Source organism: Lentzea xinjiangensis (assembly GCF_900110955.1).
Classification (GTDB): domain Bacteria; phylum Actinomycetota; class Actinomycetes; order Mycobacteriales; family Pseudonocardiaceae; genus Lentzea; species Lentzea xinjiangensis.
On the sequence record NZ_FOFR01000005.1, the window covers coordinates 303,895 to 319,417 of the forward strand.

General features: G+C 69.8%; 14 protein-coding genes. 5 read left to right on the plus strand and 9 right to left on the minus strand.

Annotated features, from left to right (window positions below; translation table 11 throughout):
• Window positions 1-63 precede the first annotated feature (63 nt).
• Both BMW88_RS14810 and BMW88_RS14815 read right to left on the minus strand, forming a co-directional pair.
• Complete coding sequence (locus tag BMW88_RS14810) at window positions 64-1,308, minus strand: extracellular catalytic domain type 2 short-chain-length polyhydroxyalkanoate depolymerase (protein WP_089951275.1); 1,245 nt, start codon at window positions 1,306-1,308, stop codon at window positions 64-66.
• A gap of 122 nt (window positions 1,309-1,430) precedes the next feature.
• Complete coding sequence (locus BMW88_RS14815) at window positions 1,431-2,462, minus strand: LacI family DNA-binding transcriptional regulator (protein WP_089951276.1); 1,032 nt, start codon at window positions 2,460-2,462, stop codon at window positions 1,431-1,433.
• A 233-nt stretch (window positions 2,463-2,695) separates the two neighbouring features.
• Between BMW88_RS14815 and BMW88_RS14820 the strand changes: the two genes are divergently transcribed.
• The 4 genes from BMW88_RS14820 to BMW88_RS14835 are packed head-to-tail and all read left to right on the plus strand — an operon-like array spanning window position 2,696 to window position 7,162.
• Window positions 2,696-3,952: an ABC transporter substrate-binding protein gene (locus BMW88_RS14820; protein ID WP_089951277.1), complete on the plus strand. Its 1,257-nt coding sequence runs from the start codon at window positions 2,696-2,698 to the stop codon at window positions 3,950-3,952.
• 9 nt (window positions 3,953-3,961) lie between these two features.
• Window positions 3,962-4,897, plus strand: a complete 936-nt coding sequence (locus tag BMW88_RS14825; RefSeq protein WP_089951278.1) for a carbohydrate ABC transporter permease — start codon at window positions 3,962-3,964, stop codon at window positions 4,895-4,897.
• Window positions 4,898-4,904: 7 nt separating this feature from the next.
• Window positions 4,905-5,792, plus strand: coding sequence for a carbohydrate ABC transporter permease (locus BMW88_RS14830; RefSeq protein WP_089951279.1), 888 nt, complete (start codon window positions 4,905-4,907; stop codon window positions 5,790-5,792).
• A gap of 14 nt (window positions 5,793-5,806) precedes the next feature.
• On the plus strand, window positions 5,807-7,162 hold the full coding sequence (locus BMW88_RS14835; protein ID WP_089951354.1) for a GH1 family beta-glucosidase: 1,356 nt from the start codon (window positions 5,807-5,809) through the stop codon (window positions 7,160-7,162).
• A gap of 190 nt (window positions 7,163-7,352) precedes the next feature.
• Here the strand turns inward: BMW88_RS14835 and BMW88_RS14840 are convergent, their stop codons facing one another.
• The 4 genes from BMW88_RS14840 to BMW88_RS14855 all read right to left on the minus strand — a co-directional run bounded on the left by BMW88_RS14840 (window position 7,353) and on the right by BMW88_RS14855 (window position 12,816).
• Window positions 7,353-8,003 carry a DUF2238 domain-containing protein gene (locus BMW88_RS14840; RefSeq protein ID WP_089951280.1) on the minus strand — a complete coding sequence of 217 codons (651 nt, stop codon included), beginning with the start codon at window positions 8,001-8,003 and terminating at the stop codon, window positions 7,353-7,355.
• A 61-nt stretch (window positions 8,004-8,064) separates the two neighbouring features.
• Window positions 8,065-9,450 (minus strand): radical SAM protein, encoded by a 1,386-nt coding sequence (locus BMW88_RS14845; protein ID WP_089951281.1) that lies wholly within the window; start codon window positions 9,448-9,450, stop codon window positions 8,065-8,067.
• Window positions 9,450-11,960: a glycosyltransferase gene (locus tag BMW88_RS14850; RefSeq protein WP_245777787.1), complete on the minus strand. Its 2,511-nt coding sequence runs from the start codon at window positions 11,958-11,960 to the stop codon at window positions 9,450-9,452. Before BMW88_RS14850 ends, BMW88_RS14845 begins: the two co-directional genes overlap by 1 nt.
• A gap of 115 nt (window positions 11,961-12,075) precedes the next feature.
• Window positions 12,076-12,816, minus strand: a complete 741-nt coding sequence (locus BMW88_RS14855) for a DUF2306 domain-containing protein (RefSeq protein ID WP_089951282.1) — start codon at window positions 12,814-12,816, stop codon at window positions 12,076-12,078.
• A gap of 107 nt (window positions 12,817-12,923) precedes the next feature.
• On the opposite strand from BMW88_RS14855, the gene BMW88_RS14860 reads away from it, so the two are divergent.
• Window positions 12,924-13,715, plus strand: coding sequence for a TetR/AcrR family transcriptional regulator (locus BMW88_RS14860; protein WP_089951283.1), 792 nt, complete (start codon window positions 12,924-12,926; stop codon window positions 13,713-13,715).
• Window positions 13,716-13,878: 163 nt separating this feature from the next.
• Here BMW88_RS14860 and BMW88_RS14865 read toward each other — a convergent pair whose 3' ends face one another.
• From BMW88_RS14865 to BMW88_RS41835, 3 genes are read right to left on the minus strand one after another with little or no spacing between them, the layout of a single operon-like run.
• On the minus strand, window positions 13,879-14,523 hold the full coding sequence (locus tag BMW88_RS14865; protein WP_089951284.1) for a winged helix-turn-helix domain-containing protein: 645 nt from the start codon (window positions 14,521-14,523) through the stop codon (window positions 13,879-13,881).
• A 19-nt stretch (window positions 14,524-14,542) separates the two neighbouring features.
• Window positions 14,543-15,184, minus strand: coding sequence for a helix-turn-helix transcriptional regulator (locus BMW88_RS14870; protein ID WP_245777788.1), 642 nt, complete (start codon window positions 15,182-15,184; stop codon window positions 14,543-14,545).
• The gene (locus BMW88_RS41835; protein ID WP_177221107.1) at window positions 15,181-15,513 is read right to left on the minus strand and encodes an AfsR/SARP family transcriptional regulator; all 333 of its coding nucleotides are present in this window, start codon (window positions 15,511-15,513) and stop codon (window positions 15,181-15,183) included. The genes BMW88_RS14870 and BMW88_RS41835 overlap by 4 nt, the downstream gene beginning before the upstream one ends.
• Between the last annotated feature and the right edge of the window lie 10 nt (window positions 15,514-15,523).

Here is a 15,523-nt window from a genome sequence, read left to right on the forward strand (position 1 = left end):
TGGCTCGCCCGGCTGACTCTTCGCGGCGTTCGCGATCCTCGGAGGACACCTGCCGGTGGGGTGTCAGCACTTCACCCAGTAGTTCGCGGAGGTCTCCCGGATGCTGCTGGTGGTGAAGGTGTTCCACAGACCGAGCGCCTGGTTGGACCCGTTCGCGTAGGTCTGTCCCAGCTCGGCGTGAGCGCGACCGGCCGTGGTGTGCGCGTAGTTGCTCGCGGTGACGCACTGGGGCACCGGCGTGGTGGTCGTCGTCGTCGTGGTCGTGGTGCTGGTCGGCGGAGTGGTCGGTTGCCCGCCGCTCAGCGCCTTCACCATGGCGACCACGGCGGCCATCTGCGGCCCGGTCTTCAGCGGGTACCGGTCGGACTGGTAACCCCACCAGTCCCAGCAGCCGCGCGGGTTGCCTGTCGTCGTCGTGGCCTGCGGGTAGAGCACGACCATGTTGTTGGTGTCGGCGTACTCGTTGAGGTAACCCTTGTCCATCAACGCGTTCCCGACCAAGCCGTAGTACTGGTAGCAGCCGTGCAGCGTCACCATCAGCTTGCAGGGCGCGGTTTCGCACGCCCGCGGCACGTACGCGAACCCTTCCCGTCCCATGCTCACCGCCGCCGCGTTGCCGCCGGGGACGTAGGAGTTCTGGTCGAACTGGACGAGCTTGCCGGACAACGCCGAGGCGGCCGGGTTCACCCGGCCGAACAGGTGCCCGAGCATGGCCCCGACCGGGTCGGTGGTCCCGCACCTGTTGACGTACGGCGAAGAAGTGGCCCCGCAGCTGTTCGGCCCGATCGGGCTGACCCAGGCGTGCCCGGCGGCGGAGGTGTTGTCGTAGACGACGCGGGCGCCGAAGTCGCGGTAGTAGGTCGCGAGGTCGTCGTTCACCGGACGGCGGACCGTCTGGTCGGCGCTGCCGTGGAAGAGCCAGACCGGGTCACCGGACAGGTTCTGCGGTGGGTCGACCGAGCCCGCCGCGGCGCGGGTCCTCGTGAGCTGCTCCAGCTCCGCCGGCGTCTTGCGCGGCAGCACGGTGTCCATGCACGCGGAGAGGGCGGTGCTCAGGTTGTTCTGGGCGCAGTCGTAGGCACCGGCGGAGAAGATGCCCGCCCCCTGGAAGAGCCCGGAGTGGGCGACGTGGAGCTGGTTGGCCATGAAGCCGCCGGAGGACAGCCCGCTGACGTAGGTGCCGGTGATGTCGTACTTGCCCAGGGCGCCGGGCTGCGGCGCGGGAACCGCCGCCATCGACCACGACAGGGAACCCGCGGCGAGGCCGATGGCCGCCACGAATGCCAGGAACCCGTTCCTCGATCGCATGTGCTCGCCTCCGTCGTCGCAGGCAGGACAGCACCGAGGCTAGGAGCCGGTTCCCGGACGGCACCACGTGTGCGGCCGCCACCGCGCGGGGCCGTCAGACGTCGGAGACCACCATTGACAGCTCAGGAACCGCAGGACTGCCTGACGACCAGCCGGGTCGGCAGCACCACGGGCTCCTCGCGGCCGGCACCGGTGATCATGGCCATGATCGCCTTCGCGGCGGCGACCCCGAACCCCGGCTTGTCCTGCGACACGGTGGTGAGCGCCGGATCGACCACGGAGGCGATCTCGATGTCGTCGAACCCGACGAGCGCGAGGTCCCGCGGCACCTGCAGGCCCGCGGCACGGGCGGCCAGCAGCGCGCCGACCGCCATCTCGTCGCTCGCCGTGAACACCGCGGTGGGCGGCTCGTCCAGCGCCAGGAGCCGTTGCATGGCGGCGATTCCGCTCGCGCGGTAGAAGTCGCCGGAGACGACGTAGTCCTCGCGCGGCGCCAGACCGGCCTCGCGCAAGGCCGCGCGGTAACCGGCGACACGGGCGTCGGACGGCTCGTTGCCGGGCGGGCCGGTGATCGTGGCGATCCGGGAGTGGCCCAGCCCGGCGAGGTGCAGGGTCGCCATCCGCGCACCGCCCGCGTTGTCCGACGTCACGTAGGTGGCCCTCGGGCCCTCGACGGCGACGTCCAGCGCGACGCAGGGAACACCCGACTGCGCGAAGGTGCCGAACGCCTCGGCGTCGGACCCGCTGTCGATGAGGACCAGTCCACCGAGGTGGTGGCGGCGGGTCATGTTCACGTAGCCGACCGGGTCCGCGAGCGACGCACCGACCTCGCGGGCGTCGCCGCTGGTCGCCAGCATCAGCAGGTGGTAGCCGTGCGCGCTGAGCGCGGACTTCAGCCCGATCAGCAGGTCCTGCAGGTACGGGTGGCGCCAGCCGGGACGGCGGTGGTCGGTGTCCCAGACCAGCCCGATCATCGTGGACTGCTTCGTCGACAACGCCCGCGCCGACTCGTTGGGCCGGTAGTCCAGTTCTTTCGCCACCCGCAGCACGCGTTGGCGCGTCTCCTCGTTGACCGTTTCCGGCTGGTTGAAGACGCGTGACACCGTCGCCACGGACACGCCGCAGAGCTGGGCGATCTCACGCCCGGTCGGCATCCGGCCTCCCCATTTCACCGTAAGCGGTTACATCACCGTACGAGCAGCACTTCTCCTAGTCAAACGGGTGCGGAAGTTGATCTGTTTATCATCTCGTTACTTGACGGACACCACGTAACCCGGTTGTCATAGGCGCCACACATTTCGGCCGGCGATTCGTCACAACGCCGGTGCACCCGCTCCAAGACCACCTTTTCTGCTTCAGCGCGCCCAAAAATCGACGGAGGCCTCGAATGCGCCCCACAGCACTCGCCATCGGCTGCGCCTCGCTGGCGACGGCCCTGGTGCTCAGCGGTTGCGGCAGCGGTACCGCGTCCGGCGGCAAGACCAAGCTGTCGATCGGCCTGTTCGGCAACTTCGGCTACGCCGAGCTGCTCAAGGAGTACGAGAGCACGCACCCGGACGTGGAGATCACCGACCGCACCGCGTCCTACTCCGACCACCACAAGAACCTCGCCGCGCACCTCGCCACCAACAGCGGCGCCGCGGATGTCGAGGCGGTCGACACCGGCTACATCAACCAGTTCAAGGCCACGCCGGACAAGTTCGTCGACCTGAACACCAAGGGCGGTGACCAGCTCAAGGACCGCTGGCTGCCGTGGAAGTGGGAGGGCTCGCTGTCCAAGGACGGCAAGCAGATCGGCTACGGCACCGACGTCGGCGGCCTCGCCATCTGCTACCGCCGCGACCTGCTGCAGAACGCCGGGCTGCCCGCCGACCGCGAGCAGGTCGCCGCGCTGTGGCCGACCTGGCAGGACTTCATGGCCGCCGGCAAGAAGTTCCAGGAGAAGGCGCCGGAGGGCGTGAAGTGGTTCGACGGCGGCCCGACCGTGCTCAACGCGATCGTCGGCCAGGCGTCCGTCGGCTACTACGACAAGTCCGACAAGATCGTCGTGGGTGAGAACAAGGAGATCAAGGCGGCCTGGGACCTCGTCGTCGACGGCGTGCAGTCGGGCCTGTCGTCGAAGCTGCTGTTCTCCACGCCCGTCTGGAACACCGGGTTCAAGCAGGGCCAGTTCGCGACCGTGACCTGCCCCGCGTGGCAGATGGCCAAGATCAAGGACCAGGCCGGTCCCGAGGCGGCCGGCAAGTGGGACGTCACGTCCGTTCCCGGCGGTGGCGGCAACTGGGGCGGCTCCTACCTCACGGTTCCCAAGTCGGGCAAGAACGTCGACAAGGCCGTGGAGCTCGCGGCGTGGCTGACCGCGCCCGAGCAGCAGGCGAAGGTGTTCAAGAGCGCCGGGCTGCTGCCGTCGATCCCGAAGCTCTACGAGGACCCGTCGATCGTCGACTACAAGAACCCCTACTTCAACGACGCGCCGATCGGCAAGCTGTTCACCGACGCGGCGAAGAAGCTGAACCCGCAGTACCAGGGCCCGAAGGCCGGCGACATCCAGACCGCCATCGGCAACGCGATGCAGCGCGTCGAACAGGGCAAGCAGAACGGCGAGGACTCGTGGCGCCAGTTCGTCGCCGACGTCCAGAAGTGACGTGCTGACATGGCTTTGATCGACCCCCCGGTCGTGGACAGGGCGGCCAGGAGGCACCGCTGGGACACGAAGTTCTCGCCGTACGCGTACGTGACGCCGTACTTCCTGATCTTCGGTGTCTTCGGGCTGTTCCCCCTCCTCTACACCATCTGGGTCTCGCTGCAGCACCGCAACCTGCTCGACGAGGGCGGCGCGCGCCTGGTCTGGTTCGACAACTACGCGGCACTGCTGGCGGACCCGTACTTCTGGAACGCCATGGGCAACACGCTCAGCCTGTGGCTGCTCACGACGGTGCCCCAGATCCTGTTCGCGCTGGGGATCGCGGCGCTGCTCAACCGCAAGGTGCGGACCCGCACGCTGTTCCGGATGGGCGTGATCCTGCCGAACATCACGTCGGTCGCCGCCGTGACGATCATCTTCGCGCAGCTGTTCGGGCGGGACTTCGGCCTCGTCAACTGGGTGCTGGACCTCTTCGGCGCCGGGCAGATCGACTGGCAGGCCGGCACGGCCACCTCGCACATCGCGATCGCGGTGATGGTGGTGTGGCGCTGGACCGGCTACCACGCGCTGATCTTCCTGGCGTCCATGCAGGCGATCACGCCCAGCCTGTACGAAGCGGCCACCCTGGACGGTGCGAACGGCTGGCAGCAGTTCTGGCGGATCACGGTGCCGTTGCTGCGGCCGCAGATCATCTTCACCACGATCATCGCGACCACCGGCAACATGCGGCTGCTCGCCGAGCCGCTGCTGTTCAACCCCGGCGCCGCGGCCGCGACCGGCGGCTCGGACCGGCAGTTCCAGACCGCCGCGCTGTACCTCTACGAGCAGGGCTTCACGAAGTACGACTTCGGCTACAGCTCGGCGATCGCCGTCGTGCTGGCGATCGCCACGATCATCGTCGCCGGGCTCGGTTACCTGGTGACCAAACGGATCCAGACGGAGTGAGGAACCCATGACCGCAGTGCTGGATCCTCCCGCGCCGGTGCGTCCCGCCCCCGCGGCGGGGCGGGCGCGCAGGCTGGTCAAGCGAGTCGCCGGGCCGTGGACGTACGCCGCGCTGATCGCCGTGCTGGCGGGCTCCGCCTTCCCGGTGTACTGGTCGTTCGTGGTGTCGTCGCAGACACCGGACGCGATCGACAGCGTGCCGCCGGTGCTGGTGCCGGGTGGTCACCTGTTCGAGAACATCGCCAGGGTCTTCGACACCACGGACTTCGCCCTGGCGCTGACCAACTCGATCATCGTCTCCGGCACCGTGACGGTGTCGGTGGTGCTGTTCTCGACGCTGGCCGGCTTCGCGTTCGCCAAGATGCGCTTCCGCGGCCGCAACGTGCTGCTGCTGCTCGTCATCGCCACCCAGGCCATCCCGACCGAGCTCGGCATCATCCCGCTCTACATGATGATGAGCGAGTTCGGCTGGGCCGGCGAGATCCACGCGGTGATCGTGCCGGGCCTGGTGACCGCGTTCGGCGTGTTCTTCATGCGCCAGTACTTCGAGCGGGCGATCCCGGACGAGCTGCTCGAGGCGGGCAGGATGGACGGCTGTCACTCGCTGCGCCTGTTCTGGCACGTGGCGCTGCCGGCGGCACGGCCGGCGGCGGCGGTGCTCGGGCTGTTCACGTTCATGCAGGCGTGGAACGACTTCTTCTGGCCGCTCGTCGTGCTGGTGCCGGAGAACCCGACCGTGCAGACCGCTCTGTCCACTTTGGCCAGCGGTTACACCACCGACTACACGCTGGTGCTGACCGCCGCGACGATCGGCACGGTCCCCGTGCTGGCCGTGTTCCTGTTGTTCGGCCGCCAGATCGTCGGCGGCATCATGTCGGGCGCCGTCAAGGGCTGACCCTCCCAGAGGAGATCGTTGTGAGTTTTCCGGCCGGCTTCCGCTGGGGTGTGGCGACCTCGGCATACCAGATCGAAGGGGCGGCGCGGCTCGACGGCCGCGGTCCGTCCATCTGGGACACGTTCGCGGCGGTACCGGGAGCCGTCGCGAACGGCGACACCGGTGACGTGGCGGCGGACCACTACCACCGCTGGCCAGAGGACGTGCGGCTGCTCGCCGACCTGGGGGTCGACGCGTACCGCTTCTCCGTCTCGTGGTCGCGGGTCCTGCCGGACGGCCGCGGCCGGATCGAGCAGCGGGGTCTCGACTTCTACCGGCGGCTCGTCGAGGCGTTGCTGAGCAACGGCATCGAGCCGTTCCTCACGCTCTACCACTGGGACCTGCCGCAGGCGCTGGAGGACGAGGGCGGGTGGCGCAACCGCGACACCTCGGGCTGGTTCGCCGACTACGCCGCGACGGTGCACGAGGCCCTCGGTGACGTCGTGACGAAGTGGACCACGTTGAACGAGCCGTACTGCTCCTCGGTCGTGGGCTACGGCGAAGGCCGGCACGCGCCGGGTGCGCGCGAAGGCCACGGCGCGCTCGCGGCGGCGCACCACCTGCTGCTGGGGCACGGTCTCGCCGTGCAGGCCATGCGCGCCAACGGCACGCCCGGCCACGAGTTCGGCATCGTGCTCAACCAGTCCCCCACCGTCCCGGTGACCGGCTCCCCCGCCGACGTGGCCGCGGCCAGCCGGCAGGACTGCCTGCTGCGCAGGCAGTTCACCGACCCGTTGTTCGGCGGGGCGTACCCGGACGAGATGATCTCGATGTTCGGCGAGATCACCGACTTCTCGTTCCGGCACGACGGCGACCTGGCGGTCATCGGCGAACCGCTCGACTACGTCGGCCTCAACTACTACTACCGGCTGCACGTGGCCGACGCGCCGCACCGGGAGTCCGACCCCGCCAAGCGCACGGCCCACGACATCGGCGTCGACACGACCCGGCTCCCGGACGTCCCCCGCACCGGCATGGGCTGGCCGGTGGAACCCGAGGGCCTCACCACCGCGCTGACGGACCTCAAGGACCGCCACCCCGACCTGCCGCCCGTCTACGTCACGGAGAACGGCTGCGTCTACCCGGACACGGAGGGCTTCGAGGACACCGACCGCATCGCCTACCTCCGCGACCACATCGCCGCGGCACAGGCGGCCGCGGAGGCGGGGGTGGACCTCCGCGGTTACTTCTGCTGGTCACTGCTCGACAACTTCGAGTGGGCGCACGGCTACAAGCACCGGTTCGGCCTGATCCACGTCGACTACCGGACCCAGGAGCGCACCCCGCGGGCGAGCTACCACTGGTACCGCTCGTTCATCAAGGGCCGCTAGCCGGGCAGCTCCCCGCCGGAGTGGTCAGGCCGAGCAGGTAGCCGTTGACGCCACCGCGTGCGGGTAGGCGATGTGCCCCATCCCCCGTACGCCCGCAACGCGGTGTCGCGCGGCGCCTGCCGGTGGACGCCGACAGGCCGGGCGTACGGGGTGGTGGGGCTGCGCGCTGAGCACCGGGTCGCCGAGATGCCTATGCCGTGGTCGTTCCTCCACGTCCGCCGGCCGTGCCAAGCTGCCGGTCGTGGATCCGGCGCCACACGAGCAGTGAGATGACCGCGCCGCACAGGCACAAGAACATGTCCCACTGCGTGTCCCACTGATCGCCTTGCGTGCCGAGGAAGTCGTCCGCCCCACTGCCCAGGACCACCGCGCTGAACCACTCGACGAACTCGAAGCAGGCGCTGATCGCGAGGCAGACGCACACCGAGAGGAACGCGACCCAGCCGCCCGGCCTCAACGGGGTTCGGCGCAGCAGCACCTCCCGCACCGCCACCGCGGGCACGAAACCCTGCACCACGTGGGCGAACCGGTCGTAGTTGTTGCGCCGCGTCCCCAGCCACTGCTGCACCCACTCCCCGAGCGGTGTCTCGGCATAGGTGTGTTGCCCGCCGTAGCAGAGCACCAGTGCGTGCACCACCAGCAGCCAGCACAGCAACCTGGTCAACGGGAACCGCTTGCGCAGCGCGATCACCAGCGGCAGCCCGGCGAGCACCCAGACGACCTCCAGGGCCCAGGTGCCCACCGACTTCGCCAGCACCCCGGTCGTCACCAGCGCGACGACCACCACGCCCGCCAGCAGCCACCCCTCGGCCCGGCCCGGTCCGCGCACCGCGTTCTCCATGCCGGAGCAATCTAGTGGCGCGGACAGGGTGGCTCACGCCGCGGGGCGCGTCGACGCCCGTTCACAGCTCGGTGTTGATGATGGCCTCCACCAGCACCTCGCCGTCACTCGTCAGCGCGACCCCGTCGGCGTCGACCGTGACGAGCCCGCGCTCGGCCAAGGAGGCGAACTTCTCCTTCCACGGGCTGTCGTGCAGAGACCTGCCGTAGAGGGCGCGGTGGAGGTCGTCGCGCACCGGTTGCAGCGTCGACAGGGCCATCTTGACCGCCCGCGCCTCCTGCGCCTGCGCGTCGAACGCCGTGGCCGAGCCCAGCGGCACCCTGCCCGCCTCGACGGCCTGGACGTAGTTCTTCCAGTTCACGTCGGTGATCGCTTCGGAGGACCGGCAGCTGGAGCTGCCGCCGAGCCCGATCGCGACCTCGGCCTCCTGCTTGTCCTGGTCCACCATGATGGACTTCCACTTCTCCGGGCCGAGCCCGTCGCGGGCGAAGTACATCGTCGGGTGCTCGGTGTAGCCGGCGGCACGCAGGCCGTCGGTCAGGACCTCCCGCATCCGGTACTGCTCCTGGAGGCCGGGCCAGCGGTGGCCGTCGCGGACGAGCTTCTCGCGGTACGCCGGGAGCTGCCACGGCGCCGGTTTCTCGCCCGCCACGCCGGTCCTGGTCTCGGCGTAGGACTTGAGGTGCAGCTTGGTGCACACCACCGCGGTGATCCCGTGCTCCAGCACGACGTCGAGGTCGCGCTTGACGGTGTCGACCGTCTGGTCCAGCAGGCCGTACATCAGGTCGATGCTGATCCACTCGAAACCGGCGGCCTGGGCGTTGCGCACGAAGTCGACGCACATCTGCGACGTGTGCTCCCGCCCGCACTCCCGCAGCACGTCGTCGTCGAACGACTGCACCCCGCTGGAGAGCTTCGTGCAGCCCAGCTCCCGCAACGCCGCCAGCTTGGCCGGGGTGAACGTGCTCGGGTCGCCCTCGAAGCGGATCGTCGTCTCCTCGGTGAACCCGAAGTTCTCCCGGTAGAAGTCGAGCAGCCGCCGGATCTGCGCCTCCGGCAACAACGACGGCGTGCCGCCGAAGACGTTGAACTCACCGACGGGGGCGTGCGCGAGCTCCGGAACCCGTTGCAGCCACAGCTCGGCCTCGCGGATGTTCCAGTCCACCCACTGCGCCAGCTTCTCCTCGGCCTGGCCGCCCTTGACCAGCACGACCGGGTATTGGCAGAAGCGGCACTTGTAGGCGCACGTGGGGATGTAGGACCACAGGTGGTACGGGGCGGTGCCGACGAGCTGGTCGCTCAGGTCGTCGAGGAAGTCCTCCACGCCGTAGCCGGGGACGTTGCCGGGGAACACGTGCGCCCCGAACGGGTCCTCGGTCACGTAGTCGAGCAGGTGCGCGTTGGCCGGGTTCTGCAAGGCAGGCCACACCCTGGGCTCGCGGTCCATCAGAACACGCCTCCATTGCCGAAGTAGTTGTGCGCCTCCCCTGACTCGCGGTCCTCGCAGTAGTACTTCACGAACTCGGCGAACCTGTCCTCCGGCACGTCGTCGAAGCACTCCGGCAGAGGGGGCGGGTAGCCGATGTCCTCGCCGACCGCGGCGCGCAGCCGCGCGAAGATCTCGTCCCGGAACTCGAAGTAGAGCCGGTACGACGGCGTCTTGTAGGAGTGGATCGGGACGAAGTCCACGACGCGCATCTCCTCCTTGATCTCCGCGATGCGCGTCCCCAGCCGGGACGCGAGGTCCTCGCCGAAGAACGCCAGCACCGCGTCGTCGTCCAGAAGGGACGGAGTGAGCAGGACGGGCAGGATGGTGTTCTTCGGGCTGAAGTCCTTGATGGAGAACTCCCACGCCTGCAACGCCTCCGCCTCGGTGAGGTCCTCGGTCTTCGGCGGGGCTTCCGGCCGGATGTCGCGCATGACGATGATGCCGTCGTTGCCGTACGCCCGCCCGGTGATCACCTCGTCGATGGCGTGGTTGACGCGCCGGGGGTTGATCTCCACCCGCGAGCGCGGGGCGTAGGTGATGTCGTACCCCGAGCCCCGGACCTTGATGCCGAAGTCCCAGTCGTCGGACAGGTGGTTGACGAACCGCCCGTTCTGGAGCTGGTAGCAGATCTCGATCCCGCCGACGTCCTCGTACGCCTCGCGCTCCACCGCGAAGCCCTTGCCGTCCGGGAAACCGCCGAACAGCGAGAACGTCACCGCCCGGCAGCGCAGCGTGCGCTGGATGGCCTCCCAGAGCCGGGGCCTGCCGACGAAGTGCTCGGCGTTGTAGTAGTAGTCGCAGACGCCGATCGCGGCCTTGTCCTCCTCCATCGCCGCGAACAGCTCCGCGAGCCAGCGGCGGTCCACCCGGCAGTCCGCGTCCGCGGACACCAGGTAGAAGCGCTCACCGGGATCCTTGCGGTTGCGGCTGCGTCGCGCGGCGAACTCCATGCCCGTCCTGCGCGCGCAGGCGACGCCCTGCTCGCGTTCGCCGACCACGTGCAGCGCGACCTTCGACCGTTCGGCGAACCTGCGGGCTCTCGCGACCGTGTCGTCGGTGGAGTTGTTGTCCACCAGCACGATCTCGTACATGCCGGGGTCGATGCCGTCCTGGCCGTGCAGCGACTGCAGCACCTCGTCGATGTTCGCGGCCTCGTTGTAGACCGGCAGCACCACGCTGAGCCGCACGTCCTCGCCCATCGGCGGTGGGAACAGAGTGCTCACCAGCTCATCCGCGGCCGCGCGGTTGTGCATGCCGAGCCGTTGGTTGTGCGCCACCACTTCCGCCCGCCTCTCCGCGTTCGTCATGAGGTCCAGGACCTGCCGCGCGAACTCCTCCGTCGGCAGGTCGTCCGCCAGGATGTCCAGCACCGGTGCCTCGAAGCCCGCGTACACCGTGTCGTACAGGGCATACCGGCTGGCGATGTACGGCACGCCGGCCGCGATCGCCTCGCCGATCGGGTTGCCGTAGCTCTCGTAGTCGTATGACGTCAGGAACGACACGAGGTCGGCGTGCGCGAGCAGGTCGCGCACCGAGAAACCGTCGCCGGTCGACTCGCACGGTTCGAGCACGCCTCCGAACACGACGGGCACCCGGAGCTCCGCCGCCACTGCGCGGAGCCTCCTGGTCTCCTCCGGGTTCTCCTCCGTGTCCCCCGCCACGAACAGCCACGTGCCGGGGAGCCGGGCGAGCAGGTGCAGGTCCCGGTCGATGCGCTTCTGCGGGATGATCCTGGTCAGCCGCGCGATGATCTTGACGTCCTCCGGCAGGCCGAAGTGCTCCCGGAAGTCCGGCCGCCCGGCGCGGCCGGGCGGTGTGAACGTGTTCGGCAGGACGTCGAGAGCGCGCAGGTGCGGCATCCACTCCAGAGTGCGCCGCCTGGCCTCCTCGTGCAGCGCGAAGTAGTGGATGTGCGGCGAGTTCACCATCGGAGGCGTTGCCGGGTAGGGGAAGCTGCCGTACTTGTCCGGTTCGCTCTGCCACATCAGGTCGTGGTCGCGCCACAGCACGTACCGGCCGAGCCCGTGGGTCGCGCCGTAGGTGGAAATCGCCTGGTACAAGGCTTTCGTGTAGGCGACGTTCTCGGGCAGCGTGCCGTTCTCGACCATCACCAGTGTGACGCCGCGATCCTCCCAGGTCCGCACGATGGCGTCGGCGAGCTCAGAGGTGATGCGGTCGGTGTCCGGGACCTCGTTGCGCCGCACCGACTCCAGGGTCGCGGCGACGAAGTCCTGGTCGTACCCGGCGATGTGCTCGACGCCGTCCACGCGGTCGAGCGTGATCCAGTCCGGCGTGCGCTCGTGCCGGTAGGGCTGGAAGAACCGCCCCTTGTCGGCCTTGATGTCGTAACCGAGGTCGAGGTGGACCCGATAGCCCTGGCCGGCGAAGGACTTGGCGATCTTGATGAACTCCACCACCACGCCGGACATGGCCGTGGCGTCGAACGAGACACCCCAAAGGACGGTCACAGGCCCGCTCCACTCCGAGTGGTTCACTCTTCACCGAACGTAGCATGAAAGCGCTCTCTGGACGCAGAGCGTCTCAATCGGCGTGAATGCGCAGCTCAACAGGACGACACAGACCTCACGTACGTCCTGTTTGGACGGTTGCGGTGGTCATGCCGAGTGGAGCGGCCGGCCTGCGGACGGCGGGCTTGCGGCGCTCCAGGACCCAGTCCGCGAGCAGCAGCAGGAGCAGGGGGCTGAGCCAGACACCGATGCTCGTCGCGGTGTTGCGCATCAGCTCCTCGCTGCCGCCGAAGGCGGTGTCCACCCGGGGCGTGAGCAGGATCGTGGCCGGGACGTTGATGACCCGGCTCAGCGCGATCGACATGGCGAGCGCGAAGCTGCGCGACATCCACCGGCGGTGCTCGTCGTAGCGCCGCCGGAGGGCCATCCGCAGTCCCATGATCGTCACGACCACCCACAGCGCCGATCCCACCAGGTTCGCGACCAGCACGGACGGCCCCGCCGACGTGTGCCAGCCGATGTAGAGCCCGAGCAGCCCGGCGGGCAACGCCCCGGCGTAGACGTAGATCCGGCCGGTGATCCGGTGCCCGGTCCGGTGCCGCGCGCGAAACGCCGGCCAGACCTGGAAGCAGGCGGTCGCCATCGCGACGGCGCCGCAGAGGACGTGCGCGACCAGCAGCGGGTAGTAGAGCTCGTCGCCCTCCGGCGGCGCCAAGCGGGAGCGGGCCGGGTCGAAGGTCAGGTAGGGCGGTACGGAGAACGCGAGGAAGGCCGCGACCACCAGCATCAGCGGCACGATCCAGGGCCGGCGCCACCAGGCGGTCTTCGGCCGGGACGAGGGCGAGTTCGAAGTCATGGCGATCCGTTCATGAGGACGCGGGCGAAAACTACGTACACCATACAGAGAAACGTATGACATACGTAGTTTTAGGATGGGCACCGCACCGATGAACGGGATGGCGGATGACGACACGAGACAGCAAGGACCCGGACCTGCAGCGCAGCCTCGCGCTGCTGTGGGCGGGACACCGCCGCGGGCGGCGCGGTCCCCGGTCCCAGCTCAGCGTCGAGCGGATCGCGCAGGCCGCGGTGCGGGTCGCGGACGCCGACGGGATCGAGGCGCTGTCCATGCAGCGCATCGCCGCCGAGCTCGGCTACTCGACGATGTCGCTCTACAACCACGTCCCGAGCAAGGACCTGCTGCTCGAGGTGGCCGCCGACATCGGGGCCGGCGCGCCTCCCGACCTCGGCGACGCCGAGGACTTCCGCCAGGCGGTCCGGGACTGGGCCGCCGCGCTGTGGTCGGGTCTGCGGCGACGTCCCTGGATCCTGCGCGTCCCGCTCGCCCACGCGCCCGTGGGCCCCAACCAGCTCGCCTGGCTCGACCGGCTGCTGCGCCCCCTGCTGGTGGCCGGCCTCGCCGGCGGGGAGGCCAGGGCCGCGGCCCTGCACCTGACCGCGGTCGTCCGCGGCACGGCGCAGATCAGCATCGCCATGTCCGACGAACACCGGCGCGACGACGGCATCCCCCGCACCGACGCCGATCTCACGCACCTCGTCGCCGACCTCGTCGACCCGGAGGACTACCCGGCGCTGACCGCCGTCCACGCCGCCGAGACCGCCGAACGCCGCGCCGGTCCCGAACCGGTCGACGCCGAGGCCCTGCCCTTCGAGCTCGCCTTCGGCGTCGACCGGTTCCTGGACGGGATCGAGGGCTGGGTGGCCGCGAAAGCCCGCCGCGGCACCCAGAGCTGAACTCCCCGGTGCTGAACTCCCCAGAGCTGAACTCCCCAGAGCTGAACTCCCCAGAGCTGAACTCCCCAGAGCTGAACTCCCCGGTGCTGAACTCCCCGGTGCGAAGAGGCCGCCGACCGGGGGCCGTCTTCGTCCGGACCGCGCCGACGGTCCACAGCGGAGGTCAGGAGCAGCGGTAGCCGAAGCCGCGCACGGTCTGCACCACGGGAGGAGGGCCGAGCTTCTGGCGCAGCGCGGTGATCACGACGTCCAGCACGTTCGACGTCGGCGGCACCTCGCGGTCCCACGCGGCCGCGATCAGCTCGTCGCGGCGCACGGGGTCGCCGCCCGCGGCCACCAGGCGTTCGAGCACCGTGAACTCCTTGACCGTGAGGACCAGCGCCCGACCGGCCCGGGAGGCGGTGCGCCGGCCGAGGTCCAGCTCCAGGCCGGCGTGCCGCAGCACGGGCGGTGGCGCGACCGCGGTGAGGCGGCACAGGCTGCGCACCCTGGCGATCAGCTCCGGCATGGCGAACGGCTTGACGAGGTAGTCGTCGCCGTAGGGCAGCCCTTCGAGCGGGTTGTCGATGCCGGTCAGGAACAGCACGGCGGCGGACCAGCCGTCCAGGCGGCGCTGCTTCACGTAGAGCAACGCGTCACCGGACGGCAGGACCCGGTCGAAGACCACGCAGTCGTAGTCGTTCACGAACAGCGCCTCGTCGGCCGCGGGCAGGTCTGTGGCGACGTCGACGGCGAAACCCGCGCCGCGCAGTGAGGTTTCCACGGCGAAGCGGGTGTCGTCGTCGTCTTCGGTCACCAGAACGCGCACAGTGACCGACCGTAGCGGATCAGCTCGCGTGGTCGAGCAACCAGCCGCGATCGGCGGCCTTGGCGCCCGCCTGGAACCGGCTGCGCGCCCCCAGCCGGTCCATCAGCTGGGACACCGTGCGGCGCACCGTGCGCACCGAGATGTTGAGCCGGGCCGCGGCCGCTTCGTCGGTGCAGCCCGCGAACAGCAGCGTGAGCAGCTCGCGTTCGCGGTCCGTCACCTCCTCCCCCGCGGCCGCCACCGCCGCGGTGAACGGCACCGCGGCCCGCCACACCCGCTCGAAGAGCTCGACGGTCGTGGTGACGACGCTGGCCAGCTCGAACGCGGCGACCGAGTCCCGGCGGCCGGCGGGCAGCACGGTCAGCGCGCGGTCGACGACCAGCGCGTCCAGCGGGACCTTCGGCGCCGTCCGGACGTCCGCGCCCGCCAGCGCCAGCGCGCCGAGCCTCGCCGAGACGCCGTGCGCGGTGCGGGCGCGGTCGGGCACCAGGACCCGGTAGCGCACGCCGCGGCGCAGGTTGTCGTGGTCGACCTGGCGGAACGGCACCGGCCGGCCCGCCAGCGACCTGGCGATCAGCACCTCGTCGGTGGCCGTGGCCAGCTTCGCCTCCACGCCGGCGCCGGCGGGCGGGTCCGAGCGCACCAAGGACAGCGTGTTCACAGTGATCCCCCTCCAATGGGCGAGGTGGCGGCGACCGCGCGCCGTCCGCCGAGTCGGTCCGGGCGTACGCCGCGACGGGTCTCGACGCGGTTGCCGTCGCCGAAAGGTGGCAGCGCGCACACGAGCTGGGACACGTACTTCAGGTTCGGCTCCACCGCGGGCACGGCATGTTCCGGCCACGTCGCGCTGGCGAGCTCGTCGGTGCGCATCCGGGCGTTAAGGTGCAGCAGGAGCACCCCCGGCACCGCCCCCGCCTCGCGGGTGCCGGGTTCGACGACCGCACCGGTGGAGGAGTGCGCCTCGAGTGGGCCGAGCACGTGGAAGATCATCGGTGTCACA